General features: G+C 55.6%; 20 protein-coding genes. 9 read left to right on the top strand and 11 right to left on the bottom strand.

The features are described 5' to 3' along the window. Positions 1-60: 60 nt before the first annotated feature. Positions 61-954 carry a carboxylating nicotinate-nucleotide diphosphorylase gene (gene nadC / locus AC3EMD_RS23105; protein ID WP_002888684.1) on the bottom strand — a complete coding sequence of 298 codons (894 nt, stop codon included), beginning with the start codon at positions 952-954 and terminating at the stop codon, positions 61-63. A 133-nt stretch (positions 955-1,087) separates the two neighbouring features. Between nadC and ampD the strand changes: the two genes are divergently transcribed. Continuing rightward, complete coding sequence (gene ampD / locus AC3EMD_RS23100; RefSeq protein ID WP_008807417.1) at positions 1,088-1,651, top strand: 1,6-anhydro-N-acetylmuramyl-L-alanine amidase AmpD; 564 nt, start codon at positions 1,088-1,090, stop codon at positions 1,649-1,651. Beyond that, positions 1,648-2,502 (top strand): beta-lactamase regulator AmpE, encoded by an 855-nt coding sequence (ampE, locus tag AC3EMD_RS23095; RefSeq protein WP_012542846.1) that lies wholly within the window; start codon positions 1,648-1,650, stop codon positions 2,500-2,502. Before ampD ends, ampE begins: the two co-directional genes overlap by 4 nt. Positions 2,503-2,620: 118 nt before the next feature. Here ampE and AC3EMD_RS23090 read toward each other — a convergent pair whose 3' ends face one another. The 3 genes from AC3EMD_RS23090 to aroP form a co-directional block, all read right to left on the bottom strand. Further along, positions 2,621-3,571 carry a glycoside hydrolase family 43 protein gene (locus tag AC3EMD_RS23090; RefSeq protein ID WP_064166343.1) on the bottom strand — a complete coding sequence of 317 codons (951 nt, stop codon included), beginning with the start codon at positions 3,569-3,571 and terminating at the stop codon, positions 2,621-2,623. Then, a complete protein-coding gene (locus tag AC3EMD_RS23085; RefSeq protein ID WP_008807414.1) occupies positions 3,571-4,977 on the bottom strand; it encodes a glycoside-pentoside-hexuronide (GPH):cation symporter in 1,407 nt (468 codons plus the stop codon). Before AC3EMD_RS23085 ends, AC3EMD_RS23090 begins: the two co-directional genes overlap by 1 nt. 184 nt (positions 4,978-5,161) lie before the next feature. Further along, on the bottom strand, positions 5,162-6,532 hold the full coding sequence (gene aroP, locus AC3EMD_RS23080; protein WP_008807413.1) for an aromatic amino acid transporter AroP: 1,371 nt from the start codon (positions 6,530-6,532) through the stop codon (positions 5,162-5,164). 644 nt (positions 6,533-7,176) lie between these two features. Here aroP and pdhR point away from each other — a divergent pair. The 5 genes from pdhR (at position 7,177) to AC3EMD_RS23055 (ending at position 14,744) form a co-directional block, all read left to right on the top strand. Beyond that, positions 7,177-7,956: a pyruvate dehydrogenase complex transcriptional repressor PdhR gene (gene pdhR / locus AC3EMD_RS23075; RefSeq protein ID WP_002888699.1), complete on the top strand. Its 780-nt coding sequence runs from the start codon at positions 7,177-7,179 to the stop codon at positions 7,954-7,956. 137 nt (positions 7,957-8,093) lie between these two features. After that, positions 8,094-10,757 (top strand): pyruvate dehydrogenase (acetyl-transferring), homodimeric type, encoded by a 2,664-nt coding sequence (aceE, locus tag AC3EMD_RS23070; RefSeq protein WP_008807412.1) that lies wholly within the window; start codon positions 8,094-8,096, stop codon positions 10,755-10,757. A 14-nt stretch (positions 10,758-10,771) separates the two neighbouring features. Further along, positions 10,772-12,664 (top strand): pyruvate dehydrogenase complex dihydrolipoyllysine-residue acetyltransferase, encoded by a 1,893-nt coding sequence (aceF, locus tag AC3EMD_RS23065; protein WP_200083443.1) that lies wholly within the window; start codon positions 10,772-10,774, stop codon positions 12,662-12,664. Between the two features lie 206 nt (positions 12,665-12,870). Then, on the top strand, positions 12,871-14,295 hold the full coding sequence (gene lpdA, locus AC3EMD_RS23060) for a dihydrolipoyl dehydrogenase (protein WP_002888731.1): 1,425 nt from the start codon (positions 12,871-12,873) through the stop codon (positions 14,293-14,295). Positions 14,296-14,459: 164 nt separating this feature from the next. Further along, positions 14,460-14,744 (top strand): hypothetical protein, encoded by a 285-nt coding sequence (locus tag AC3EMD_RS23055; RefSeq protein WP_008807410.1) that lies wholly within the window; start codon positions 14,460-14,462, stop codon positions 14,742-14,744. 44 nt (positions 14,745-14,788) lie between these two features. Here AC3EMD_RS23055 and AC3EMD_RS23050 read toward each other — a convergent pair whose 3' ends face one another. After that, positions 14,789-15,595, bottom strand: coding sequence for a DUF2950 family protein (locus AC3EMD_RS23050; protein WP_049010822.1), 807 nt, complete (start codon positions 15,593-15,595; stop codon positions 14,789-14,791). Positions 15,596-15,606: 11 nt separating this feature from the next. After that, positions 15,607-17,211 (bottom strand): DUF3300 domain-containing protein, encoded by a 1,605-nt coding sequence (locus tag AC3EMD_RS23045; RefSeq protein WP_302073788.1) that lies wholly within the window; start codon positions 17,209-17,211, stop codon positions 15,607-15,609. Between the two features lie 431 nt (positions 17,212-17,642). On the opposite strand from AC3EMD_RS23045, the gene acnB reads away from it, so the two are divergent. Together acnB and yacL are read left to right on the top strand one after the other, a co-directional pair. Next, positions 17,643-20,240 (top strand): bifunctional aconitate hydratase 2/2-methylisocitrate dehydratase, encoded by a 2,598-nt coding sequence (acnB, locus tag AC3EMD_RS23040; RefSeq protein WP_016160302.1) that lies wholly within the window; start codon positions 17,643-17,645, stop codon positions 20,238-20,240. A gap of 187 nt (positions 20,241-20,427) precedes the next feature. After that, positions 20,428-20,790: a protein YacL gene (gene yacL / locus AC3EMD_RS23035; RefSeq protein ID WP_110235828.1), complete on the top strand. Its 363-nt coding sequence runs from the start codon at positions 20,428-20,430 to the stop codon at positions 20,788-20,790. Positions 20,791-20,947: 157 nt separating this feature from the next. Here the strand turns inward: yacL and speD are convergent, their stop codons facing one another. From speD to AC3EMD_RS23010, 5 genes are all read right to left on the bottom strand, one after another. Next, positions 20,948-21,742, bottom strand: a complete 795-nt coding sequence (gene speD, locus AC3EMD_RS23030; protein WP_008807406.1) for an adenosylmethionine decarboxylase — start codon at positions 21,740-21,742, stop codon at positions 20,948-20,950. Between the two features lie 24 nt (positions 21,743-21,766). Continuing rightward, entirely contained in the window at positions 21,767-22,627 is an 861-nt protein-coding gene (gene speE / locus AC3EMD_RS23025) for a polyamine aminopropyltransferase (protein ID WP_008807405.1), read from the bottom strand. A gap of 146 nt (positions 22,628-22,773) precedes the next feature. Continuing rightward, positions 22,774-24,036, bottom strand: coding sequence for an FKBP-type peptidyl-prolyl cis-trans isomerase N-terminal domain-containing protein (locus AC3EMD_RS23020; RefSeq protein ID WP_164729025.1), 1,263 nt, complete (start codon positions 24,034-24,036; stop codon positions 22,774-22,776). Positions 24,037-24,716: 680 nt separating this feature from the next. Continuing rightward, positions 24,717-25,127 carry a hypothetical protein gene (locus AC3EMD_RS23015; RefSeq protein WP_008807403.1) on the bottom strand — a complete coding sequence of 137 codons (411 nt, stop codon included), beginning with the start codon at positions 25,125-25,127 and terminating at the stop codon, positions 24,717-24,719. Between the two features lie 253 nt (positions 25,128-25,380). Then, positions 25,381-25,728: a YacC family pilotin-like protein gene (locus tag AC3EMD_RS23010; protein ID WP_002888808.1), complete on the bottom strand. Its 348-nt coding sequence runs from the start codon at positions 25,726-25,728 to the stop codon at positions 25,381-25,383. Between the last annotated feature and the right edge of the window lie 114 nt (positions 25,729-25,842).

Raw genomic sequence — 25,842 nt, 5'->3', positions numbered from 1 at the left:
CGGCTGCGAGTCGGCTCGCAAATTCAGGCCCTCACGCCCGGAAGCGTGAAGGCCAATTGCTTAGCGAAAACGCATCGACAGGTCGAGCGCCTGCACATGTTTGGTCAGGGCGCCGACGGAGATATAGTCGACGCCGGTGTCGGCAAATTCGCGGATGGTGTCGAAGGTGACGTTACCGGAGACCTCCAGCGCCGCCTGGCCTGCGGTGATTTTCACCGCCTCGCGCATCAGGTCGGTGGTGAAGTTATCGAGCATAATGATGTCCGCCCCGGCTTTTAACGCCTGCTCCAGCTCATCCAGGGTTTCCACTTCCACTTCCACCGGCACATCAGGATGTAGCCAGAACGCCTTTTCCACCGCCTGACGGATCGAGCCGGAGGCGATGATATGGTTTTCTTTAATCAGGAAAGCGTCGAACAGGCCCAGGCGGTGGTTGGCGCCGCCGCCGCAGAGTACCGCGTATTTCAGCGCGGTACGCAGCCCTGGCAGCGTTTTACGGGTATCCAGAAGTTGGGTTTTGGTGCCGGCCAGCAGGTCGACGTAGCGACGGACGACGCTGGCGACGCCGGAGAGAGTTTGCACAAAGTTCAGCGCCGTGCGTTCGCCGGTGAGCAGAATACGCGACGGGCCTTCCAGCTCGAACAGCGGCTGGTCGGCTTTGACCGCATCGCCGTCGGCCACGTGCCAGGTGATATTCACGTCGTCACCGGCGAGCTGAATAAAGACCTCTTCCACCCAGCGTTTGCCACAGAAGACGCCATCTTCGCGGGTAATGACCACCGCATGGGAGCGTGCATCCTGCGGCAATAATTGCGCGCTAATATCGTTGTTGGCGTCGACTTCGCCGCCCAAATCTTCCCGCAGGGAGTGTGCGACAGCATCGGTAATATCGAGGTTAATACGTTCCAGCAGCACGTCACGGCGGCGGTCGGGGTTGTAACGACGAGGCGACATGATAAAGCTCCAGATAGATAAGATTCAGAAGTGGGAAACATGCTAACCTGAACGACGTTTCAGTACCATACACACTTCATCCTTTGGGCCGGCGTGTGGCCCGGAAGCATGAGTTCGCGAAAGGAGATCCCGCATGCAGTTGAACGAGGGATGGCTGGTCGGCGCGCGTCGGGTTCCCTCGCCGCACCATGACTGCCGTCCGGATGAAGAAGCCCCTTCCTTACTGGTGGTGCATAACATTAGCCTGCCACCGGGTGAATTTGGTGGTCCGTGGATTGATGCGCTGTTCACTGGCACCCTGGATCCCCATGCGCATCCTTTCTTTGCCGAGATTGCTCATCTGCGCGTTTCGGCACATTGTCTGATTCGCCGTGATGGCGAAATCGTGCAGTATGTGCCTTTCGATAAGCGTGCGTGGCATGCGGGGGTCTCCTGCTATCAGGGGCGAGAACGCTGCAATGACTTTTCCATTGGCATTGAGCTGGAAGGCACGGATACCCTGGCGTATACCGATGCGCAGTACCAGCAGCTGGCGGCGGTGACGGAACTACTGATCACGATTTACCCGGCTATCGCCGAAAACATCGCGGGCCACAGCGATATCGCGCCCGTGCGGAAAACCGATCCAGGACCGGCCTTTGACTGGATAAAATTCCGGGCGCTACTCAGTGCGCCGTCAGATAAGGAGACATCATGACGCTGTTTACGACGCTGCTGGTGCTTATCGCCGAACGGCTGTTTAAGTTGGGCGAACACTGGCAGCTTGATCATCGGCTGGAGGTGGTGTTCCGCCGGATAAAACATTTTTCGCTGCTGGGCACGCTGCTGATGACGGTGGTGGCTGTCGCGGTGGTGTATCTCATTCAGCGCCTGCTGCAGGGGCAGCTATTTAACGTACCTCTGCTGGTGTTCTGGATCTTGCTGGGCCTGTTGTGCATCGGGGCAGGCAAGGTTCGGCTGCATTATCATGCCTATCTGAAAGCGGCGTCGCGCAATGACAGTCGCGCCTGCGATGCCATGGCCAGCGAGCTGACGCTGATCCACGGCGTACCGCCGGGCTGCGATGAGCGTGAATATCTGAGTGAGCTGCAAAATGCGCTGCTGTGGATTAACTATCGATATTACCTGGCGCCGCTTTTCTGGTTTGTGGTGGGGGGCGCGTGGGGGCCGCTGACGCTTATCGCTTATAGCGTCCTGCGTGCCTGGCAGACGTGGCTGGCGCGCTACCAGACGCCGCATCATCGTTTGCAGTCTGGAATCGATGGTCTCTTGCATATCGTGGACTGGCTGCCGGTGCGTCTGGTGGGGGTTGTCTATGCTCTGGTGGGGCATGGAGAGAAAGCGCTCCCGGCGTGGTTTGCATCGTTAGGCGACCGCCATTCATCGCAGTATCAGGTATTGACCCGCCTGGCGCAGTATTCCCTGGCTCGTGAACCGCACGTGGATAAAGTGGCGACCCCGAAGGCCGCGGTGTCGATGGCCAAGAAAACCTCGCTGGTGGTGGTGGTGATCATGGCGCTGCTGACTATTTACGGCACCCTGGTTTAACGGCCTGAGCCCGCGCTCAGCCTGCCACGATGCATGCACCTGCGGGACTCTTGCTGCGGGTGGCGGCTTCGCCTGACCCGGCCTGCAGAACCGCGTCAGCGGGCTTCATTCCGAACCGCTACAGCGTATCCGCCGGCGGGATGCCGAAGTCGGGCATCCCGTCCTCCCTCCAGCTGACGACTTTTAACCGCGTATGGCGATTGGGGTCATACAGTGGATCGCCTTCTATCTCGGTGTAATTCCGCGCGTGATACACCAGCACATCTTCCCCTTCCGGCGTTTGGGTAAAACTATTATGGCCCGGGCCATACTGGCGGTTTTCATAGCTGGTACGAAAGACCGGCTGCGGGGCTTTATGCCAGTTCGTCGGCTGCAGCGGATCGGCCTGCAGATCGATCCAGAGTAACCCCATGCAGTAGTTTTCATCGGTGGCGCTGGCGGAATAGCTGATGAACAGCTTATCGCCATGCACCAGCACCGCAGGACCTTCGTTGACCTTAAATCCCCGGCACTCCCAGTCGAACTCCGGCTTGCTCAGCATGACCGGCTCGCCTTTTAGCGTCCACGGGTTGGCCATTTCAGCAAGATATAAGTTTGAGTTGCCTTCGATATGCGGGGATTTTTGCGCCCACAGATACCAGCGTTTGCCCTGATGGATAAAAGTAGTGGCATCGAGGGCGAAGGTATCGAAAGGCGTGACCACCTGGCCTTTTTCCTGCCAGCGACCGGTCAGCGGATCGTTGTCGGCGCACTCGAGAACGAACATGCGATGCTGGAACATCCCCAGCGCATCCAGATCGTGAGTATGGGTGGCGGCAAAATAGATATACCACTTACCGTCTATTTCATGCAGCTCCGGCGCCCAAATCAGCTGGCTCATCGGCCCGCTTTGCGGCGCGCGCCAGACCACTACCGGCTCAGCATCGCGCAATCCTTCAAGGGTGGCCGCGCGCCGGATCTCCAGCCGGTCATATTCCGGTACCGAGGCAATAAAGTAGTAGTGATTAAGGTGGCGCAGAATAAAGGGGTCTGCGCGCTGTTCAATAAAGGGGTTTGGCCAGTTGTTCATCAGGCTTTCCTTACGTGTTCACTGGTTTTCAGTTCCTGGTATTCGTTCAGCTCGCTGTAGTTGCTGCGGCGCTTCTCTAAATCGCTTTGAATCTGGCGCATCAGGGTGCGGTCAACCTTCAGCAGGCGCACCACGCCGGCGGTGATCAGATAGCCGACGCCGGGGATGACCGAGAATAGGAGCACGATGCCGTTGAGGGCGGAGGCGCTTTGCGCTTTCGCGCCGGCGTCGTAGCCGTACCATGACAGCAGGAAACCGACCATTGCTCCGGCGACCGCCAGGCCGACCTTGAGGAAGAACAGATTGCCGGAGAAGCTAATGCCGGTGATGCGCTTACCGGTTTTCCACTCGCCATAGTCGTCAACGTCGGACATCAGCGACCAGTGCAGCGGAGAGGGGATCTGATGCAGGATGTTGAGCAGGAAGTAGAGCACCATAATCAGCGTGGTGGCGTGCGGATTAAAGAAGTAGAAGGCGCAGGAGAAAATCGCCAGCACGATGTTGGTCCAGAAGAAAACCTGCAGTTTGCACCAGCGGTCGGTGAGGACTTTCGCCAGCATGCTGCCAATCATCATCCCGACCACGCCGAGGCTGATAAACAGGGTGGCAAAATGGGTGCTTTGTCCCATCACCCAGGTGACGTAATACATGGTGGCGGCCATGCGAATAAAGCCCGGGCAGACGTTGCACAGCGTGAGCAGCAGGATGCGCACCCACTGGTCATTTTTCCACACGTCTTTGAGGTCTTTTTTCAGTTCATCATTCGTCTGCACCGCCGGGTGTATGCGTTCACGCACGGTAGCGAAGCAGAACAGGAACATACACATGCCGATAAAGGCCAGCACGGTCATCGCCATCTGGTAGCCCTTCGCTTTATCGGCGCCGCCGAACCAGTCGGCCATTGGCAGCAGCGTCAATGACAGCAGCAGCGTGGCGATACCCACCATAACAAAACGATAGGACTGGCAGGCAACGCGTTCTTTCGGATCAGCGGTCATCACCGTTCCCAGCGAGCAGTAGGGGATGTTAATCGCGGTATAGGTCACCGACAGCAGAAAGTAGGTCACGAACGCATAGATAACTTTGCTGTTATAGGTCCACTCAGGAGTAGTGAACATCAGCACGCTGAACAGGGCGTAGGGGAAGGCAATCCACAGTAGCCATGGACGAAAGCGGCCATATTTACTGCGGGTACGGTCGGCAAGGGCGCCCATAATCGGATCGGTCACCGCATCGATGACGCGCACCGACAACAGCAGTACGCCGACCAGCGCCGGCGCCAGGCCGAAGATATCGGTATAAAAATAGTTAACAAACAGCATGATGGCGCCAAATATGATATTGCATCCGGCATCACCCATCCCGTAACCAATCTTTTCCTTTATTGATAGTCTATTGTCTGCCATGTGCGGTCTCTCCGTTGCAGTATGGAGAGAATTATTGGCTGCTATCGAGGGAAATACGTTGCAGGAACTCGTTAACGATATGGATATATCAGCTATGGAGGGGAAAGTGTGAAGCAGATAACAATGCTCTGCGCCCGTTATTCAGGGAGGGGCGCAGAGCAAAGAGAAATATTTATGAGATGTATTATTGTGCTTTTATGGTGGCGGCGGCTTTCTGTTTAAACAGATAGCCCACGCCCAGCACCGCAATCCATACCGGGATCAGCCAAACGGAAATCGCCATCCCCGGGGTCATCAGCATAATCACCAGCACTGCCGCCATAAACAGCAGGCACACCCAGTTACCCAGCGGGTAGAAGAGGGCAGGGAAGCGAGTGGTGACCCCCTGCTGCTGTTTGGCGCGACGGAATTTCATATGCGCCAGGCTGATCATCGCCCAGTTGATAACCAGGGCCGAGACCACCAGCGCCATCAACAGGCCGAAGGCGGATTCCGGCGCCAGGTAGTTTATCAGTACGCACAGCGCGGTCACCAGGGCCGAGACGAGGATGGTATTCACCGGCACGCCGCGTTTGTCGACGCTGAGCAGCGCTTTCGGCGCGTTACCCTGCTGGGCAAGGCCGAACAGCATACGGCTGTTGCAGTAGACGCAGCTGTTATAAACCGACAGAGCCGCCGTCAGCACCACGACGTTAAGGGCATTTGCCACCAGCGTATCGCCAAGCTCATGGAAAATCAGGACGAATGGGCTGGTGTCCGCGGTCACGCGGGTCCACGGCAGCAGGGAGAGCAGCACCGCCAGCGAGCCAACATAGAAGATCAGGATACGGTAGATAACCTGGTTGGTGGCTTTCGGAATGCTTTGCTCCGGATTATCCGCTTCCGCCGCGGTGATCCCCACCAGCTCCAGACCGCCGAAGGAGAACATGATGATCGCCATCATCATTACCAGTCCGGTAAAGCCGTGCGGCAGGAAGCCACCCTGATCCCACAGGTTACGTACCGTCGCCTGCGGGCCGCCGTTGCCGCTGAACAGCAGCCAGCCGCCGAACAGAATCATCGCCACCACGGCGACCACTTTGATAATCGCGAACCAGAACTCCATTTCCCCGAACACTTTCACGTTGGTCAGGTTAATGGCGTTGATAGCGATGAAGAAGACCGCCGCAGAGGCCCAGGTCGGGATTTCCGGCCACCAGAACTGGATATATTTGCCGACGGCGGTGAGTTCCGCCATGGCCACCAGGACATACAGCACCCAGTAGTTCCAGCCGGAAGCGAAGCCGGCAAAGCCGCCCCAGTATTTATATGCGAAGTGGCTAAACGAACCTGCTACCGGCTCTTCCACCACCATCTCACCCAACTGACGCATGATCAGAAAGGCGATAAAGCCGGCGATAGCGTAACCAAGAATGATACCCGGGCCGGCGGACTGAATGACGGACGCGCTTCCCAGAAACAGGCCGGTGCCGATAGCCCCGCCCAGCGCGATAAGCTGAATGTGGCGGTTTTTCAGGCCGCGCTTCAGCCGATCGCCGTGCTGTTGACCTTCCATATGAAACCTCGTGTGTGGTTATTTTTTGTGTACGTCATCCGTCAGGTTGCTGCTGCTCTGCTGTCCCTGCCAGAAAGCATAGCCAGCGAAAATTTGGGCGAAGTGGCCCACTTTTTACCTGAGTGATGCCGCGCACATATTGTTGTGTTTGTGTATTTAGCGACTTCCGTTTCTGTATTGTTTTGTTTACGGAAGGCGGTGTGGTAATTCAAAAAAAGGCCTTTCGTCTGAGGGAGAATAGTGTTAAGCGCGACCGAATGCACCTGCTTTATGAAGGGATGATGACGATGTGTCTAAAAAGACATCAATAGACACATTCAGTATTATTCCATCGCATTACCCATGAGTGGTTATTTATTCTGTTAATTTGATTTTTTATTCATCTATGGCGCAGTTGAATCGGTTCAGATAGCGTAATTTTTCGTTTCCATAAAGTTAACGCTACCCCTTTGTGAGTAAACGTAACATTTGTGCAAGGTTACATTTCTGAAATGTTATTTCTGTAAGGTTGTTAAAATGTCCGCGGTTTACTGATTTCAATCAAAACCTGTATGGACAGAAGGTGAATACTTTGTTACTTTAGCGCTACGAACTTTAAATTGGTAAGACCAATTGACTCCGGGCTAATGGCAGAGACAGGGAATATGGCCTACAGCAAAATCCGCCAACCAAAATTATCCGATGTGATAGAGCAGCAGCTGGAGTTTCTGATCCTTGAGGGGACCTTGCGCCCCGGTGAAAAACTTCCGCCCGAACGCGAACTGGCTAAGCAGTTCGACGTTTCCCGCCCCTCGCTGCGTGAGGCGATTCAACGCCTCGAAGCCAAGGGCTTGTTGCTTCGTCGTCAGGGAGGTGGAACGTTTGTTCAGAGCCGCCTGTGGCAGAGCTTCAGCGATCCGCTGGTCGAGCTGCTGTCCGATCACCCTGAATCCCAATTCGATCTGCTTGAGACCCGTCACGCGCTGGAAGGCATCGCGGCTTATTACGCGGCGCTGCGCAGCAATGATGAAGATCGCGATCGTATCCGCGAGCTGCATCAGGCCATTGAACGGGCGCAGCAGTCGGGCGATCTGGACGCTGAGTCCGGCGCCGTCGTCCAGTATCAAATCGCCGTCACCGAGGCGGCACACAATGTGGTTTTGCTCCATCTGCTAAGGTGTATGGAGCCGATGCTGGCACAAAACGTTCGTCAGAACTTTGAATTGCTGTATGCCCGCCGGGAAATGCTCCCGTTGGTCAGCAACCATCGTACTCGCATTTTCGAGGCGATAATGGCCGGGGAGCCGGAGCAGGCGCGTGAGGCGTCGCACCGTCACCTGGCGTTCATTGAGGAAATTTTGCTGGACCGTAGCCGTGAGCAGAGTCGTAGAGAGCGCTCACTGCGTCGTTTACAGCAACGAAAGGACGAGAACTCCGGTTCTTAAGCGCCATTTTTAGAGCGCGGCAACTAAACGCAGAACCTGTCTTATTGAATTTTTGGTTGTTCAAAGGTGAAGAACGAAGAGTTCAATGGGACAGGTTCCAGATTAATCAACGATTAGATAGATAAGGAATACCCCCCATGTCAGAACGTTTACCAAATGACGTGGATCCGATCGAAACTCGCGACTGGCTACAGGCGATCGAATCGGTCATCCGTGAAGAAGGTGTTGAGCGTGCTCAGTATCTTATTGACCAACTCCTTTCTGAAGCCCGCAAAGGCGGGGTGAAAGTGGCTGCTGGCGCATCGACCGGCGGTTACGTCAACACTATTGCCGTTGAAGATGAACCGGAATACCCGGGTAATCTGGATCTGGAACGTCGTATCCGTTCTGCGATCCGCTGGAACGCGATCATGACCGTTCTGCGCGCATCGAAAAAAGATCTCGAACTGGGCGGCCACATGGCTTCCTTCCAGTCTTCCGCAACCTTCTACGAAGTGTGCTTCAACCACTTCTTCCGCGCACGCAACGAGCAGGATGGCGGCGATCTGGTGTACTTCCAGGGCCACATCTCTCCGGGCGTGTATGCGCGTGCTTTCCTGGAAGGTCGTCTGACTGAAGAGCAGATGAACAATTTCCGTCAGGAAGTTCACGGTAAAGGTCTGTCCTCTTATCCGCACCCGAAACTGATGCCGGAATTCTGGCAGTTCCCGACCGTTTCTATGGGTCTGGGCCCAATCGGGGCAATTTATCAGGCTAAATTCCTGAAATATCTGGAACACCGTGGTCTGAAAGACACCTCCAAACAAACCGTTTATGCTTTCCTGGGCGACGGTGAGATGGACGAGCCGGAATCTAAAGGTGCGATCACCATCGCCACCCGCGAGAAGCTGGACAACCTGGTCTTCGTTATCAACTGTAACCTGCAGCGTCTTGATGGCCCGGTAACGGGTAACGGCAAAATCATCAACGAACTGGAAGGCATCTTCGCGGGCGCTGGCTGGAACGTTATCAAGGTTATATGGGGCGGTCGTTGGGATGAGCTGCTGCGTAAAGACACCAGCGGTAAGCTGATCCAGCTGATGGAAGAAACCGTTGACGGCGATTACCAGACCTTCAAATCCAAAGACGGTGCATATGTGCGCGAGCACTTCTTCGGTAAATATCCGGAGACCGCGGCGCTGGTTGCCGACTGGACTGACGAGCAGATTTGGGCCCTGAACCGCGGCGGCCACGATCCGAAGAAAGTTTACGCTGCACTGAAAAAAGCGCAGGAAACCAAAGGCAAAGCGACCGTAATCCTCGCCCATACCATTAAAGGTTACGGCATGGGTGACACCGCTGAAGGTAAGAACATCGCCCACCAGGTTAAGAAAATGAACATGGACGGCGTTCGTTACGTCCGCGATCGTTTCAACGTGCCGGTTGCCGATGCCGATCTCGAAAAACTGCCGTACGTCACCTTCCCGGAAGGTTCCGAAGAGCACACCTATCTGCACGCTCAGCGCCAGAAACTGCACGGCTATCTGCCGAGCCGTCAGCCGAACTTCTCTGAGAAGCTGGAGCTGCCGACGCTGGAAGATTTCGCTCCGCTGCTGGAAGAGCAGAATAAAGAGATCTCTACCACTATCGCATTTGTTCGTGCCCTGAACGTGATGCTGAAGAACAAATCCATCAAAGACCGCCTCGTGCCGATTATCGCCGACGAAGCGCGTACTTTCGGTATGGAAGGTCTGTTCCGTCAGATCGGTATTTACAGCCCGAACGGCCAGCAGTACACCCCGCAGGACCGTGAGCAGGTTGCTTACTACAAAGAAGACGAGAAAGGCCAGATCCTGCAGGAAGGGATCAACGAGCTGGGCGCAGGCGCATCCTGGCTGGCTGCGGCGACTTCTTACAGCACCAACAACCTGCCGATGATCCCGTTCTACATCTACTACTCGATGTTCGGGTTCCAGCGTATCGGCGACCTGTGCTGGCAGGCAGGCGACCAGCAGGCTCGCGGCTTCCTGATCGGTGGTACTTCCGGTCGTACAACGCTGAACGGCGAAGGTCTGCAGCACGAAGATGGCCACAGCCATATTCAGTCGCTGACTATCCCGAACTGTATCTCTTACGATCCGTCCTATGCATACGAAGTGGCGGTCATCATGCATGATGGCCTGGAGCGTATGTACGGTGAGAAACAAGAGAACGTTTACTACTACATCACTACGCTGAACGAAAACTACCACATGCCGGCCATGCCGGAAGGCGCCGAGGAAGGTATCCGTAAAGGTATCTACAAACTCGAAACCATTGAAGGTAGCAAAGGTAAAGTTCAGCTGCTGGGCTCCGGTTCTATCCTGCGTCACGTTCGTGAAGCAGCGCAGATCCTGGCGAAAGACTACGGCGTGGGCTCTGACGTGTATAGCGTCACCTCCTTCACCGAACTGGCGCGTGATGGCCAGGATTGCGAACGCTGGAACATGCTGCACCCGCTGGAAACCCCGCGCGTGCCGTATATCGCTCAGGTAATGAACGACGCTCCGGCCGTGGCATCCACTGACTATATGAAACTGTTCGCTGAGCAGGTTCGTACTTATGTACCGGCTGATGATTACCGCGTACTGGGTACCGATGGCTTCGGTCGTTCCGACAGCCGTGAAAACCTGCGTCACCACTTCGAAGTCGATGCTTCCTATGTGGTCGTTGCAGCGCTGGGCGAACTGGCTAAACGTGGTGAAATCGATAAGAAAGTGGTGGCTGACGCTATCGCGAAATTCGACATCGATGCAGAAAAAGTTAACCCGCGTCTGGCGTAAGAGGTAAAAGAATAATGGCTATCGAAATCAAAGTACCGGACATCGGGGCTGATGAAGTTGAAATCACCGAGATCCTGGTCAAAGTGGGCGACAAAGTAGAAGCTGAACAGTCGCTGATCACCGTAGAAGGCGATAAAGCCTCTATGGAAGTCCCGTCTCCGCAGGCTGGCGTCGTGAAAGAGATTAAAGTCTCCGTCGGCGACAAAACCGAGACTGGCAAACTGATTATGATTTTCGATTCCGCCGAGGGTGCAGCAGCCGCTGCACCTGCGCAGGAAGAGAAGAAAGAAGCCGCTCCGGCTGCGCCAGCAGCTGCCGCGGCAGCGAAAGAAGTTCACGTCCCGGATATCGGCGGCGATGAAGTTGAAGTTACTGAGATCATGGTTAAAGTGGGCGACACCATCGCCGCTGAGCAATCCCTGATCACCGTAGAAGGCGATAAAGCCTCTATGGAAGTGCCGGCGCCGTTCGCGGGTACCGTGAAAGAGATCAAAATCAACACCGGTGACAAAGTGTCCACCGGCTCCCTGATCATGATCTTCGAAGTGGCGGGCGCTGCGCCTGCCGCTGCTCCGGCACAAGCTGCCGCTCCGGCTGCCGCGGCACCGGCTGCCGCCGCTGGCGCGAAAGACGTTAACGTCCCGGACATCGGCGGTGATGAAGTTGAAGTCACTGAAGTGATGGTTAAAGTCGGCGATAAAGTGGCTGCTGAGCAGTCCCTGATCACCGTCGAAGGCGACAAAGCGTCTATGGAAGTGCCGGCGCCATTCGCAGGTACCGTCAAAGAGATCAAAATCAGCACCGGCGATAAAGTCAAAACTGGTTCCCTGATCATGGTCTTCGAAGTGGAAGGCGCTGCGCCTGCCGCCGCGCCGGCTCAGGCTGCTGCTCCGGCACCGGCTGCTGCACCGGCTCAGGCCGCTAAGCCTGCCGCTGCACCGGCTGCGAAAGCAGAAGGCAAAACTGAATTCGCTGAAAACGATGCTTACGTTCACGCGACGCCGCTGATTCGCCGCCTGGCGCGCGAGTTCGGCGTTAACCTGGCAAAAGTGAAAGGCACCGGCCGTAAAGGTCGTATCCTGCGCGAAGACGTTCAGGCTTATGTGAAAGACGCGGTTAAACGCGCTGAATCCGCACCGGCGGCTGCCGCTGGCGGCGGTATCCCGGGCATGCTGCCATGGCCGAAGGTTGACTTCAGCAAGTTTGGTGAAATCGAAGAAGTGGAACTGGGTCGTATCCAGAAAATCTCTGGGGCTAACCTGAGCCGTAACTGGGTGATGATCCCGCACGTTACCCACTTCGACAAAACCGATATCACCGATCTGGAAGCGTTCCGTAAGCAGCAGAACGCCGAAGCTGAGAAGCGTAAACTGGACGTGAAATTCACCCCAGTGGTCTTCATCATGAAAGCCGTTGCCGCTGCGCTTGAGCAGATGCCGCGCTTCAACAGCTCGCTGTCCGAAGATGGTCAGCGCCTGACGCTGAAGAAATACATCAACATCGGTGTGGCGGTTGATACCCCGAACGGTCTGGTGGTTCCGGTCTTCAAAGACGTGAATAAGAAGAGCATCACCGAGCTGTCTCGTGAACTGACCACCATCTCGAAGAAAGCGCGCGATGGCAAGCTGACGGCTGGCGAAATGCAGGGCGGTTGCTTCACCATCTCCAGCATCGGCGGCCTGGGCACTACCCACTTCGCGCCGATTGTTAACGCGCCGGAAGTGGCCATCCTGGGCGTGTCTAAGTCCGCGATGGAGCCGGTATGGAATGGTAAAGAGTTCGTTCCGCGTCTGATGATGCCGATCTCTCTGTCCTTCGACCACCGCGTCATCGACGGTGCTGATGGTGCCCGCTTCATTACCATCATTAACAACACCTTGAGCGACATTCGCCGTCTGGTGATGTAATCGAAAAAGCCGGCCTGACGGCCGGCTTTTTTCTGATAACCTCAGGCTGTTGGGGATTATCAGCAACAAAGGACAAAATCGTTTGCCGTTTGTTGTTTAAAAATTGTTAACAATTTTGTAAAATACACGCGGATAGAACGTCCCGGTGGACTTGGGCGTAAGAATAATAGCGTCAGACCCGCCGGATATAAATTACAGAGGTCATGATGAGTACTGAAATCAAAACTCAGGTCGTGGTACTTGGGGCAGGCCCCGCAGGTTACTCTGCAGCCTTCCGTTGCGCTGATTTAGGTCTGGAAACCGTCATCGTAGAACGTTACAGCACCCTCGGTGGCGTTTGCCTGAACGTGGGTTGTATCCCGTCTAAAGCGCTGCTGCACGTGGCAAAAGTTATCGAAGAAGCGAAAGCGCTGGCCGAACACGGCATCGTTTTCGGCGAACCGAAAACCGACATTGACAAGATCCGCACCTGGAAAGAAAAAGTTATCACTCAGCTGACCGGCGGCCTGGCTGGCATGGCTAAAGGCCGTAAAGTGAAAGTGGTTAACGGTCTGGGTAAATTTACCGGCGCCAACACCCTGGAAGTGGAAGGCGAAAACGGTAAAACCGTGATCAACTTCGACAACGCCATCATCGCGGCGGGCTCCCGTCCGATTCAGCTGCCGTTTATCCCGCATGAAGATCCGCGCGTATGGGACTCCACCGACGCCCTGGAGCTGAAATCTGTACCGAAACGCATGCTGGTCATGGGTGGCGGTATCATCGGTCTGGAAATGGGTACCGTATACCATGCGCTGGGTTCAGAGATTGACGTGGTTGAAATGTTCGACCAGGTTATCCCGGCTGCCGATAAAGACGTGGTGAAAGTCTTCACTAAACGCATCAGCAAGAAATTCAACCTGATGCTGGAAACCAAAGTGACTGCCGTTGAAGCGAAAGAAGACGGTATTTACGTTTCCATGGAAGGCAAAAAAGCGCCGGCTGAAGCGCAGCGTTACGACGCCGTGCTGGTCGCTATCGGTCGCGTACCGAACGGCAAAAACCTCGACGCAGGTAAAGCGGGCGTGGAAGTGGACGATCGTGGCTTCATCCGCGTTGACAAACAAATGCGCACCAACGTGCCGCACATCTTTGCTATCGGCGATATCGTCGGTCAGCCGATGCTGGCGCACAAAGGCGTACACGAAGGTCACGTTGCCGCAGAAGTTATCTCCGGCCTGAAACACTACTTCGATCCGAAAGTGATCCCGTCCATCGCCTACACTGAGCCAGAAGTGGCATGGGTTGGTCTGACTGAGAAAGAAGCGAAAGAGAAAGGCATCAGCTACGAAACCGCCACCTTCCCGTGGGCTGCTTCCGGCCGTGCTATCGCTTCCGACTGCGCAGACGGTATGACCAAACTGATCTTCGACAAAGAGACCCACCGTGTTATCGGCGGCGCGATTGTCGGCACCAACGGCGGCGAGCTGCTGGGTGAGATCGGCCTGGCTATCGAAATGGGCTGCGACGCTGAAGACATCGCGCTGACCATCCATGCTCACCCGACTCTGCACGAGTCTGTTGGCCTGGCGGCAGAAGTCTTCGAAGGCAGCATCACCGATCTGCCAAACGCCAAAGCGAAGAAAAAGTAACTTTTTCTTTCAGGCTAAAAGCATAAGCGGCTCCCGGAGCCGCTTTTTTTATGCCTGATGTTTAGAACTATGTCTCCGTTCATAAACCGCTACACCTCATACATACTTTGAAAATAATCACGCCATAAACTTATAGGCAGTTAACGATATAGTTGAGGTGTGAGATGAAACGCTTTTTAACCGCAGCGCTGGTCGCTGCAACGTGCCTATCCGGTGTGGCCTGCGCGGCTGACGCCACCATCCCCTGGGCGGACAACAGCGGTGGCACGGAAACGACCCATATCGCGGCGATGGGGCAGGATCTGAATGCCCAGCATCAGCAGGTGACGAAGACGAATGAGGGGGTATGGGCGGCGAACTCCGGAAGCATCAGCGCTGATGAAGCGGCATTATCCAGCACAAAGCCGACTTTTGCTGGCGATCCGTCTCTGATGCCCCATCAGGGCTAAGCGAATAGAAACGCCAGGTTGCTTGAGGGCAACCTGGCGTTTTTTTATGGTTTGACAACCTGCCAGCCGGCGTCAGCATCGGGGGCAAAGCGCGTGATGGCCTGCGCTTTTGCGGCGCTCTCTTCGCCGAGATTAGCCTGATAAACCGTATCGTGCAGATCGATCATAAAGCTCATCACTCCGGTTTCACCCCATTCCACAGGCCAGGCGAGCAAGGCCGCATCCTGGTCATCGCGGCCTGTGATAATGCGGAAACGATAGCCATGATAACCGGCGCCGGGCTCCGTCGGGCTGAATGCCGGCCCCAGCGGGCTGGGCGTCTCACCCGGCGACGTCGGCCAGTACAACCCATCTTTTTTGCCTTCACTGCTGATGATTTTCTGCGCCCAGCGGTGGTTCAGCTGGTAGTAATCCTGCTGGGCGTCAACGTAGGCGTGCATGGCGGCTATCGCCGACAGTTCATTGCGACCGATGGCGCGGGTGAGGATCTCCTCTTCGCCTGCGGCCATATCAAAGCGCCAGCCCTGAGACGTTTTTACGATAGGCACCGGCAACCGCCATGCCTCGCTGCCGACGTCGAGCCAGGCGTTATCACCCTGCTGCACGATGACATGTTTTACCTGCCAGTCGCGCTGAAAACGGTCGACGGCGCTGGGGTCGATCCCATCGGTAGGTAAAAATTGCTGCCAGTTATCGCCGAGCACCTTGCTCAGCGCCGCTTCATTTTGCTGGCTGAGCGCCTCAGCCAGCGCGCTCGCGGCCTGCTCCGGGGTAGAAAACTGCTGCTGGGCGAAGGCGGCTAACGGTGACAGTATCAATGTGAACAGGGCAATAGGTAATAGGTTTCTCATTCTGCTCATCCTCAGCGGCGGCGCAGTTCATGGTGTTCGGAAAGACGTTCTCTGGCGCCGCCACGCTCCTCGCGGTTTACAGCGGAAAACTGCCGACTTTGCAGTCCCCGTTCCTGCTGCGCTTGCCAGGAGGGGGCGCGGCTTTCGTTGCCGCTAAGAGCGCTGGCGCGTAAATGACTAACCTGCTGCTGACGCTGCGCGGGCGTGGCGGACTGGATCTGCTGCCGATGCTGTTGCTGCTGAGGTGTCAGGTTCTGCTCGCGGCTCTTAACGGTTTCCCGACGCTGCTGTTGTTGCGGCGTGGGATTTTTCAACTGCGTTTTCGCCGCCTCGCGACGCTGCTGCTGGGTCGAGGTTGGTGTGCTGTCGTAACCGCGATAGTTGCTGCGCTGGGTGGCTTGTTTCAATTGCGCCGAAGCTGCCTGACGCTGGGCATCGCGTGAGGCGTTGTTTGCCGCCAGGTTGCCCGCTGTCGCCGCCGGTACGTTATGCTGCAGCTGGGTCATCGCTGCCTGGCGCTGCGCTTCGCGATCGACTGGCGCATGTTGGGTAGCGCTCAGTCCGCCGGAAACGTTGGTCTGATGGAAGCGTTGAGCAACCGTATTATCGGGATACGGTGTGTGACCGCGATAGGCAGGATTATGCTGCCAGTTAACGTGGTTGCCCGGCAGGTTTTCTCCCGTTATATGATTGAAATTATTTACATTAATATTGATGTTATCGCCATTATGCGAGTAATCGCCGTGGTGATAGTCGTCATCGTGATGGTGGTGGTCATCATCATCCCAGTCGATGCTGCTAAACAGCGCCCAGGTAGTGGCCACGCCCAGGCTGTAACCGAAGCCTTTGACGAAGCTATCGGTAAACTGCTCCCCGGGAGGCGGCGGCAGGTAGACCGGCGGATAGGCGCTGTTTGGCCAGGTACCATAGACGGTGGAGGGGTTATAGCTGGGAACATAGACCACCTGCGGATTGGTCGGTTCTATTTTAATAACCTGCGTGGGCGCAGGCGCCGCCGAGTGGGTGGTGGACGTTGCTGCCGTGCTGCTGGCGGAAACCGGTGCGGCAGGGGTGACAATCACTTTCTGCTGTGGCGTGGATTTCAGGGTCCCGGTCTGCTGGGCAATAGCGCGCAGGCGCTGCACCGAGTCCATCACATCATGCGGCTGGGCCAAAAACGCATTGCCGAGGTTCTCCACCCAGGGCGGATTTTCGCCCATCATCGCCAGCAGGGCAGGGAAAGCGACAAGGGATTTGACGCTGGGATCCCACGGCTGACTGGCAACCGCCTGAACCGCCGCATCCCCTTTCATCGCGGGGTTATCCTGGGACCACTGTACCGCCTGCATGACGTTGTCGGGATAAGCGGAGGCCATCAACACCTGCGACAGCAGACTGTCCGGGTAGAGCGCGATGGGCGCGACCCACTGATCAATTTGCGCCTGGGTGTAGGTGGTGGTCACCGGCTGTGTCGTAGACGCTGCGGGCGCTGGCTGGGCTGGCGGTTCAGCGATCGTCGTCGGGGTTCGGCTTTGTACATAGAGTGTTCCCGCCGCCGCGAGTAAGCCAGCGCTACAGAGCAGGGCGATGATATGGGGTTTGAACGGCAGTGACATAGAAGCTCCTGACCCAAAAAGTAACCCATCTCGCTAAAGTATCGGCGAAAACGGCGCGTTTGCTGAGTATAAGTAAGCGGTATGGCTTTTTATTGATTATTGTTGGGATCGGCCTGGGGAGTTGTACGCGGAAAGGAATTTTTGTCGCGGGATTTGAACAGAAAGCCTGCAATATCCTGCCCTTAACGATTCAGCTAAATTTTAATGTTGCTTTTTTGTAAACAGATTAACACCTTTCAAAAATCCTGCTATGCTGCCGACGCGGTATCGGGCATTTACCCTACAAACTGCTGTCTCACAGGAGCGTGAAGAAAATCGCCCAGCCACTAAATCCTTCAAGATGCGTCAAGGCGGCAAACTGCCAATCCCGAAGCAGATTGATTGAAGACGTGTAGGCCGCATTATGACAATGAGAAGCGAGGAGAACCGTCGTGCTAGAAGAATACCGTAAGCACGTAGCTGAGCGTGCCGCCATGGGGATTGTTGCCAAACCCTTAGATGCAACCCAAATGGCCGCGCTGGTAGAACTGCTGAAAAACCCGCCTGCGGGCGAAGAAGAATTCCTGTTAGACCTGCTGATTAACCGTGTACCGCCGGGCGTCGACGAAGCCGCCTATGTTAAAGCTGGATTCCTTGCCGCGATCGCCAAAGGCGAAGCGACCTCCCCTCTGGTAACCCCTGAAAAAGCCGTTGAACTGCTGGGCACCATGCAGGGCGGTTACAACATTCACCCGCTGATTGATGCGCTGGACGACGCGAAACTGGCGCCGATTGCCGCGAAAGCGCTGTCTCATACTCTGCTGATGTTCGATAACTTCTACGACGTAGAAGAGAAAGCGAAAGCGGGTAACGAGCACGCAAAACAGGTCATGCAATCCTGGGCTGATGCTGAGTGGTTCCTGAACCGCCCGCAGCTGGCAGAGAAAATCACCGTTACCGTCTTCAAGGTCACCGGCGAAACCAATACCGATGACCTGTCTCCGGCGCCGGATGCCTGGTCTCGCCCGGATATCCCACTGCATGCGCTGGCGATGCTGAAAAACGCCCGCGAAGGTATTGATCCGGACCAGCCGGGCGTCGTCGGCCCGATTAAACAAATCGAAGCGCTGCAGCAGAAAGGCTATCCGCTGGCCTACGTCGGCGACGTGGTCGGGACGGGTTCCTCGCGTAAATCCGCGACCAACTCGGTGCTGTGGTTTATGGGCGACGATATCCCGAACGTGCCGAACAAGCGCGGCGGCGGCCTGTGCCTGGGCGGCAAAATCGCGCCAATCTTCTTCAACACCATGGAAGATGCGGGTGCGCTGCCTATCGAAGTTGATGTGTCAAACCTGAACATGGGCGACGTGATTGACGTTTACCCGTTCAAAGGCGAAGTGCGTAATCACGAAACCAACGAACTGCTGGCCAGCTTCGAGCTGAAAACCGATGTGCTGATCGACGAAGTGCGCGCCGGTGGCCGTATTCCGCTGATCATCGGCCGCGGCTTGACCACCAAAGCGCGCGAAGCGCTGGGGCTGCCGCACAGCGACGTCTTCCGTCAGGCGAAAGACGTGGCGGAAAGCACCCGCGGCTTCTCTCTGGCGCAGAAAATGGTTGGCCGCGCCTGCGGCGTTGCCGGTATCCGTCCGGGCGCCTACTGCGAGCCGAAAATGACCTCTGTCGGTTCTCAGGACACCACCGGTCCAATGACCCGTGATGAACTGAAAGACCTGGCGTGCCTGGGCTTCTCCGCTGACCTGGTGATGCAGTCCTTCTGCCACACCGCAGCCTATCCGAAGCCGGTTGACGTGACCACGCACCATACCCTGCCGGACTTCATCATGAACCGCGGCGGTGTTTCTCTACGTCCGGGCGATGGCGTTATCCACTCCTGGCTGAACCGCATGCTGCTGCCGGATACCGTGGGTACCGGCGGCGACTCCCATACCCGTTTCCCAATCGGTATCTCCTTCCCGGCGGGCTCTGGTCTGGTGGCCTTCGCCGCTGCGACCGGCGTGATGCCGTTGGATATGCCGGAATCGGTGCTGGTGCGCTTCAAAGGGAAAATGCAGCCGGGTATCACCCTGCGCGACCTGGTTCATGCCATCCCACTGTATGCCATCAAGCAGGGCCTGCTGACCGTTGAGAAGAAAGGTAAGAAAAACATCTTCTCTGGTCGCATCCTCGAGATCGAAGGTCTGCCGGATCTGAAAGTCGAGCAGGCATTTGAACTGACCGATGCGTCCGCTGAGCGTTCTGCTGCCGGTTGCACCATCAAGCTGAACAAAGAGCCGATCGTTGAGTACCTGAACTCCAACATCGTCCTGCTGAAGTGGATGATCGCCGAAGGCTACGGCGACCGCCGTACGCTGGAACGCCGTATCCAGGGCATGGAAAAATGGCTGGCGGATCCGCAGCTGCTGGAAGCCGACGCTGACGCGGAATACGCGGCAGTGATCGACATCGATCTGGCGGATATCAAAGAGCCAATCCTGTGCGCGCCGAACGATCCGGACGATGCCCGTCTGCTGTCTGACGTGCAGGGCGAGAAGATCGACGAAGTGTTCATCGGTTCCTGCATGACCAACATCGGCCACTTCCGTGCCGCCGGTAAGCTGCTGGACAGCCACAAAGGCCAGCTGCCGACTCGCCTGTGGGTGGCGCCGCCAACCCGTATGGACGCCGCGCAGCTGACCGAAGAAGGCTACTACAGCGTGTTTGGTAAGAGCGGGGCGCGTATCGAAATCCCTGGCTGTTCCCTGTGTATGGGTAACCAGGCTCGCGTGGCCGACGGTGCGACGGTGGTCTCCACCTCCACCCGTAACTTCCCGAACCGTTTAGGTACCGGCGCTAACGTCTATCTGGCCTCTGCCGAGCTGGCAGCGGTGGCTTCTCTGCTCGGCAAATTGCCGACGCCGGAAGAGTACCAGACCTTCGTGGCGCAGGTGGATAAGACAGCGGAAGATACCTACCGTTATCTGAACTTCAACCAGCTGGATCAGTACACTGAAAAAGCTGACGGCGTGATCTTCCAGACCGCGGTGTAAAACCATTCGGTCAGCCCGGCTGACCGTTTGGCGATAAACTCCCCAATGCCCGGTGAACATTGCATCACCGGGCATTTTTATTTCCAAACCTCCTGCCCGTTACGCTTTTTTTCTTTCTGTCTGCTGCGATAATTACTGCATGGGTACAGTGCAGCGGTGACGCATTGCCCTTGCAGAGGAAAAGACTATGGACTACGAATTTCTGCGCGATATTACCGGAGTGGTAAAGGTGCGAATGTCGATGGATCACGAGGCGATCGGCCACTGGTTCAACGAAGAGGTGAAAGACAATCTTGCCCTGCTTGATGAAGTAGAGCAGGCTGCACGCACCGTGAAGGGCAGTGAACGTTCCTGGCAGCGGGCTGGCCATGAATATACGCTGTGGCTGGATGGCGAAGAGGTGATGATCCGCGCCAATCAGCTTGAGTTTTCCGGCGACGAAATCGAGGAGGGGATGGGCTACTACGACGAAGAAAGTCTCTCTCTCTGCGGCGTGGAGGATTTCCTGCAGGTCGTTGCCGCTTATCGTGAATTTATGCAGCAGCGTTAATGACGCCTTTTATGTCGGGTGGCGCAAGAGCGTAGCCCTGCTAAGCGTAGCGTGAGCAGGGGAAATCCCCGGGTAGCGGCTGGTGCCTTACCCGGGCGACCAGGCGGCGCAGAATCCCAGGCCCGGCAAGCGCAAGCGCCGCCGGGCATTTCCAATATTACACGGCAGGAATATTGCGGCCGTAGTAAATCTCGCGCATCTCTTTCCACAGCAGGTCGGTAATGACCTTGCGCTCTTCGGCGGTCAATTCTTCCGGTCGGGTATGGAACATGTAGTGCTTAAGGTCGAACTCCTTGAGCAACATTTTGGTATGGAAGATATTTTCCTGATAAACGTTCACATCGACCATGTCATACAACGACTTAATGTCATCGGACATAAAGTTCTGAATCGAATTGATTTCATGATCGATAAAATGCTTCATCCCATTGATATCGCGGGTAAAGCCGCGCACGCGGTAGTCAATGGTCACAATGTCCGATTCCAGCTGGTGGATCAGATAGTTCAGCGCTTTAAGCGGAGAAATGACCCCGCAGGTAGAGACTTCAATATCGGCGCGGAAGGTGCACAGTCCACCTTCCGGATGGCTCTCCGGGTAGGTATGCACGCAGATATGGCTCTTATCGAGATGGGCGACCACGGTTTCCGGTAACGGACCTGGATGTTCGGTCTGGTCGATAAGCTTGGGATCGACAGGCTCTTCGCTGACCAGAATGGTCACGCTGGCGCCCTGGGGTTCATAATCCTGGCGGGCGATATTCAGGATATTGGCGCCAATAATAGAACAGGTTTCTGTCAGGATCTCCGTCAGGCGATTGGCATTATAGAGTTCGTCGATATAGGCGATGTAGCCGTCACGCTCCTCTGCCGTTTTGGCGTAACAGATATCGTAGATACAAAAACTCAGGCTTTTGGTCAGGTTGTTAAAGCCATGCAGCTTCAATTTTTTCAATTTAGTTCACCCCCTTACTTCGCGTCACGGTGCGGACAGAGCATCATGCAGATATTGTGGTAAGGCGAAGGCCGCCGTATGGATTGCCGGATTGTAGTAACGGCAGGTCAGGTTGGCTTTGTGAAAGCGCGCCTGAATGATTTCGCTGGAGAGATGGCGCAACGCCTCGTTGTCGCTCGCCCAGGCAAAAGTCATGATCCCGCCGTAATAGGTTGGGATGGCCGCCTGATAGAAGCTGACGTCGCGAAAATAGTGGCTCAGTTTGCGATGGCTACCGACCGCTTCGTCCTGCTGCAGGAAACAAACGCCGTTTTGGGCAACGAACACGCCCCCCGGGTTCAGGCAGCGTTTGCAGCCTTCATAAAAAGCCGAGGTGAACAGGCTTTCGCCCGGACCGATAGGGTCGGTACAGTCCGAGATGATCACGTCAAACGTTTGCGTCGTCTGGTTAACAAAATTGACGCCATCATCAATCACCAGCGTGAAGCGCGGATCGTCGTAGGCCCCGGCGCTATGGTTGGGCAGGTACTGACGGCAGAATGAGACCACCCCGGCATCGATTTCCACCATGGTGATGGTTTCGATGCTACGGTGACGAGAGACTTCGCGCAGCATCGCGCCGTCGCCGCCGCCGATGATCAGGACATGCTTCGCGTTGCCGTGGGCCAGCAGCGGCACGTGGGTCATCATTTCGTGATAAATAAACTCATCGCGTTCGGTGGTTTGCACGACGCCATCCAGCGCCATCACCCGGCCAAAGGCGCGGTTGTCGAAGATGATCAAATCCTGATGATCGGTTTTTTCGTGGTACAGCACGTTATCAACGCTAAAGTACTGACCAAAATGGTCATGCAGCGTTTCATGCCACAGTGGATTATCGGCCACGGTGAGGCTCCTCCTTCGTTAACATCTGTTACACCCGTAAAACGAGTGCAACATCATAGACAACTATAGATGAGGATGCACGGCGGTTATTGCAGCAATGCGGCAGGAATAACCGCCACCGCCCGGGGAGAGCGGTGGGGGGAGGGTTATTTCGCCGGTGCGGGTTGGCTATCTACTATCCGCACGGAATAAACCATGGTGGCGCCTGGCGGGATTTTCGGCGGTAATCCTTTACTGCCATAGGCTTTTTCGGGCGGGACGACCAGCGTCAAGGAGCCATGGTTCTGCAGGCGTTGCAGCGGGCCGCGAAACACCGGGGGATAGGCATCCAGCTTCTGGGTGAGCGCCTGATCTTTCGCTTCCATATCGTTGATCACTGTCCCGTCCGTCAGCATCTCTTTGATTACTACGGTGACCAGATCGTTACCGCTTATTGTTCCTTTGCCCGGATAATCGACGCGACTGTAGACGCCATCTTTGAAGACCACATCTTTTTTGCGCGCAAACGCCTGCTGATATTTCTTACCGGCACTGATGTTTTTCTGCTCGATTTTATTCAGGTTCTGGAAAACCTGCTGCGAGACGTCAAACAGCGCCTTGTTACGCTCCTGTTCTCCGAGACGAAGCTGGCCGCTAAAAGCATCTTCGATACCCCGCAGCACCAGCCCGGCGTCGACGGTAATTCCCTGAGTGCGACGGGTGGTGAGAACGTTAAGGGCTTCTGCTCCCATCGAGGCGCCGATCGCATAAGCCTGCTGTTCTCCCGATGCGCTGAGTTTGGCGGCGGCGCTCTCGCCGCTGCGCGTTTTGGACTGTACAGAAAGCTGTGTTCTCAGCAGTTGGATTTCATCTTCTTTCATCCGTAGCTGGGCGTTGTCTTTATCCGCCTGCAGGCGGTAGGCTGCAACAACCGCCGCCATTTCCGGCGGCTCATTTTTTGGCGCTGCAGCGGTGTCAGGGCGGGTTGTTGGCGCTTTTTCCGCGGCGGCCAACCGGGCGGTTAACGACTGCTTGTCGGCGTTTAGCGCCTTAACCTGGTCGAGAGCGGCCTGCTGCGTTTTCTCCGCGGCGTCGAGCCGGATAGTCAGCGACTGCTTATCGGTGGTCAGCGCTTTGACCTGGTCGAGGGCGGACAGCTTCTCTTTTTCCGCCGCGGCCAGTCGGCTGGCCAGCGGCTGTTTATCAGCGTTCAGTGTTTTGGCCTGGTCGAGGGCGGCCTGCTGCGCCTTCTCCGCAGCGGCGAGCCGGATAGTCAGCGACTGCTTATCGGTGGTCAGCGCTTTAACCTGCTCGAGGGCAGCCAGCTTCTCTTTTTCCACCACGGCCAGTCGGGTGGCCAGCGGCTGTTTGTCGGCGTTAAGGGCTTTGGCCTGGTCGAGGGCGGCCTGTTTCTCTTTTTCCGCAGCCATCAGCCGGGCGGTGAGTGTCTGCTTGTCTGTGTCGAGGGCGGTGAGCTGGCCGAGTGCGGTCTGCTGTGCTTTTTCCGCGGCGGCCAGCCGGGAGGTCAGCGTTTGTTTATCTGTATTCAGCGTGGTGAGGCTGGTGCTGAGCCGTTTATTTTCCGCTTCGACGCTCTGAAGCTGCGACGTTAATTGTTGGATCTGCTTAAGTGCGGCAGCCTGGCTCTGTTGCAGAGTATTATTCCGGGCAACGACTTCCTTTTTAATTAACGTCTCATTTTCCGCCGTGGCGGCGGTTAAGGCGAGCTGTAATTGCTTTATTTTATTATTTAACGCCGCTTGCTCATTCGCAATGGATGTATCCGTGGCTGGTGTGGCGGTAAGCTGTTTTTTTAATTGTTGGATAATTTTATCTTTTTGCGCAATCGTTGCCTGTTGGCTGGCGATTCTTTTTTGCAACTGTGCGTTATTGGCCGTCGTTTTTTTATTGTCCGCGTTCTGGCGAGCGTCTGACGCTTGCTTTGCTGTGGCCGCAGAGCTTTTCTCTTCTTGCGCCTGAGCTTGCTGAGTTTGCTGCTGGGCGTAATCGAGAAAAGCCGGCGTAGCACCGGCGTAGAATGAGGTTGAAAGCGCCAGCGCCGCGACGAGCATCAGCAGTGGTGCTTTAGGGGTCAGCGTGGCGGGTTTGTTCATGGCAGTTTGTTTTCACCACGCTGTACCAGGGTATCGATCAGCGTTTTCTGGATATCGGAACACAGTTTGATGGATTTAAACTGATACATGGAGTCAATGCCCAGTCGGGTGGGATCGGCCACTTTATCGCGCACATTGTTGTATTGCGATGCCGAACGCACCAGGGCATTGAACTCATTGCTGAGTTTAGTTGCCTGCTGTGGGTTCACCTCTTTAAGTGAATCCAGCGCCTTTCGGCAGGACTCAATACGCTCCTGTTCGCTGGCCGCTCGCTCCTGCTCAGCCTGCTGCTGTGATGTGAGCGGCGTGGTGATCGGTTTTACCTGCTGGCGAGAAGAGGTATTGCTACAGCCCACTAATAAAAGTGCGGCGAGCGGGATAATACGGAGAGTCGGCGAGATATTCACAATTTCAGTCCATGAAGTAGGGATATTTTCACCGGATTCTAGAAGGGTGCTTTTTATTTTGCAATATATGACTAATGATATTTTATTAGTTTTTTAGTCATTCATCATTATTAGGGGTTTAATTTATTTGGCGAATTGATAGGTTTGCAATTAAATAATGTTTGTTTATATACAATAATAAATATAGATATAAATATTTAAATGTGACAAATGAAACGGCAAAGGCGCGGAGCGTGACCGTCCGCGCCGGTCATTATTTGACGTAAGCCAACAGGCTGAGCGAATCGCGGGCCAGCGCTTTGCATTTTTTCGCCGTCGGGATGTTAATACCGCTGAGATCGCGGTAGCTATCCTCGCCAAGCGCTTTCATGTTGTAGCTGTCGTAGTTGCTCAGGTCCCACTGGTTCTGTTGGGCAAAGAAAACCAGCGCGCGTCGGATCTGTGTATTGGGCAGGTTCTGGTAGCCACAGTCGTTTTTCAGAAACACAAAAACCGCGGTTAAATCAGCCATATCTTCTGCTTCTGATTCGCTGAGCGCGTAGCTGTTGGCGGAGAGAGCAAGCAGGCTGCCGAGTACCATTGTTCTGAAAAGCGTCTTCATTTTTTCTACCATTAGATCACCGACGCTTCAAATTAGCATACTTCTTTACACAGCGCCGATCTTTATTCTTACTCTTCTGCTTGACCTTCCCGTTACGGTAGGGTTTAAGCTCAA

This window comes from Klebsiella sp. PK18 (genome assembly GCF_057784655.1).
The sequence above is the reverse complement of the archived record's forward strand: the minus strand, read 5'-3'. Positions and strand labels throughout refer to the sequence as shown.

What these genes read in the sequence shown, in the direction of transcription:
- AC3EMD_RS23020 (WP_164729025.1), bottom strand. Translation starts at nt 24,036, where the DNA reads ATGGCTGCGGAAAAAGAGAAACAGGCCGCCCTCGACCAGGCCAAAGCC.
- aroP (WP_008807413.1), bottom strand. Translation starts at nt 6,532, where the DNA reads ATGGAAGGTCAACAGCACGGCGATCGGCTGAAGCGCGGCCTGAAAAAC.
- ampE (WP_012542846.1), top strand. Translation starts at nt 1,648, where the DNA reads ATGACGCTGTTTACGACGCTGCTGGTGCTTATCGCCGAACGGCTGTTT.
- ampD (WP_008807417.1), top strand. Translation starts at nt 1,088, where the DNA reads ATGCAGTTGAACGAGGGATGGCTGGTCGGCGCGCGTCGGGTTCCCTCG.
- AC3EMD_RS23085 (WP_008807414.1), bottom strand. Translation starts at nt 4,977, where the DNA reads ATGGCAGACAATAGACTATCAATAAAGGAAAAGATTGGTTACGGGATG.
- nadC (WP_002888684.1), bottom strand. Translation starts at nt 954, where the DNA reads ATGTCGCCTCGTCGTTACAACCCCGACCGCCGCCGTGACGTGCTGCTG.
- AC3EMD_RS23010 (WP_002888808.1), bottom strand. Translation starts at nt 25,728, where the DNA reads ATGAAGACGCTTTTCAGAACAATGGTACTCGGCAGCCTGCTTGCTCTC.
- AC3EMD_RS23050 (WP_049010822.1), bottom strand. Translation starts at nt 15,595, where the DNA reads ATGAGAAACCTATTACCTATTGCCCTGTTCACATTGATACTGTCACCG.
- pdhR (WP_002888699.1), top strand. Translation starts at nt 7,177, where the DNA reads ATGGCCTACAGCAAAATCCGCCAACCAAAATTATCCGATGTGATAGAG.
- AC3EMD_RS23090 (WP_064166343.1), bottom strand. Translation starts at nt 3,571, where the DNA reads ATGAACAACTGGCCAAACCCCTTTATTGAACAGCGCGCAGACCCCTTT.
- AC3EMD_RS23055 (WP_008807410.1), top strand. Translation starts at nt 14,460, where the DNA reads ATGAAACGCTTTTTAACCGCAGCGCTGGTCGCTGCAACGTGCCTATCC.
- aceF (WP_200083443.1), top strand. Translation starts at nt 10,772, where the DNA reads ATGGCTATCGAAATCAAAGTACCGGACATCGGGGCTGATGAAGTTGAA.
- lpdA (WP_002888731.1), top strand. Translation starts at nt 12,871, where the DNA reads ATGAGTACTGAAATCAAAACTCAGGTCGTGGTACTTGGGGCAGGCCCC.
- AC3EMD_RS23045 (WP_302073788.1), bottom strand. Translation starts at nt 17,211, where the DNA reads ATGTCACTGCCGTTCAAACCCCATATCATCGCCCTGCTCTGTAGCGCT.
- yacL (WP_110235828.1), top strand. Translation starts at nt 20,428, where the DNA reads ATGGACTACGAATTTCTGCGCGATATTACCGGAGTGGTAAAGGTGCGA.
- aceE (WP_008807412.1), top strand. Translation starts at nt 8,094, where the DNA reads ATGTCAGAACGTTTACCAAATGACGTGGATCCGATCGAAACTCGCGAC.